The 1,109-nt window shown below is 69.9% G+C and carries 1 protein-coding gene; it reads left to right on the plus strand.

What is annotated here, in order from left to right; genetic code table 11:
* On the plus strand, positions 1-1,013 hold a 1,013-nt coding region (locus tag ABT300_RS44305; RefSeq protein WP_351688900.1), incomplete at its 5' end, for an acyl-CoA dehydrogenase family protein.
* Positions 1,014-1,109 lie beyond the last annotated feature (96 nt).

The raw sequence follows: 1,109 nt of genomic DNA on the forward strand, positions 1-1,109 counted from the left end.
TCTTCGGCCTCGCCGTCCCCGAGGAGTACGGCGGCACCCCGGTCTCCACCCCTTGCTACGTCCTGATCACCGAGGAACTCGCCCGCGGCTGGATGAGCCTGGCCGGTGCGATGGGAGGCCACACGGTCGTCGCCAAACTGCTGCTGCGGTTCGGCACGGAGGAGCAGAGGCGCCACTACCTGCCGAGGATGGCCGCCGGCGAGATCCGCGCCACCATGGCCCTCACCGAGCCCGGTGGCGGCTCCGACCTCCAGGCCATGCGCACCGTCGCCCGCAAGGACGCCGACGGCTACCTGGTGAACGGCGCGAAGACGTGGATCACCAATTCCCGCCGCTCCGGTCTGATCGCCCTGCTGTGCAAGACCGACCCCGACGCCACGCCCGCTCACCGGGGCATCTCGATCCTCCTCGTCGAGCACGGGCCGGGCCTGACCGTCTCCCGCGACCTGCCCAAGCTCGGCTACAAGGGCGTGGAGAGCTGCGAGTTGGCATTCGTGGACTATCGAGCGCCCGCGGACGCAGTCCTCGGCGGTGCGGACGGCAAGGGCTTCGCGCAGATGATGAAGGGGTTGGAGACCGGCCGCCTCCAGGTCGCGGCCCGCGCGCTCGGCGTCGGCCGGGCGGCCTTCGAGGACGCGCTCGCCTACGCGCAGGAGCGCGAGTCGTTCGGCAAACCGATCTGGAAGCACCAGGCCATCGGCAACTACCTCGCCGACATGGCGACGTCACTCACCGCTGCCCGGCAGCTCACCCTGTACGCGGCCCGCGAGGCGGACGCGGGCCGCCGCGTGGACATGGAGGCCGGAATGGCCAAACTCTTCGCCTCCGAGACGGCCATGCAGATCGCGCTCAACGCCGTCCGCATCCACGGTGGTTACGGCTACTCCACCGAGTTCGACGTCGAGCGCTACTTCCGGGACGCCCCGCTGATGATCGTCGGCGAGGGCACCAACGAGATCCAGCGCAACGTCATCGCAGGCCAGCTGGTCAAGCGCGGAGGTCTGGACGCTTGAGGATCTCGCCCTCACCCAGGGCGAACGCCGCGGCCAGGTCCTCGGGCGGGCAGAGGCTTGTCACACATGCTCACGCGACAGCCTTTCTGCCGCCGG

It is taken from the genome of Streptomyces sp. NPDC001027 (assembly GCF_040299045.1).
Lineage (GTDB): Bacteria > Actinomycetota > Actinomycetes > Streptomycetales > Streptomycetaceae > Streptomyces.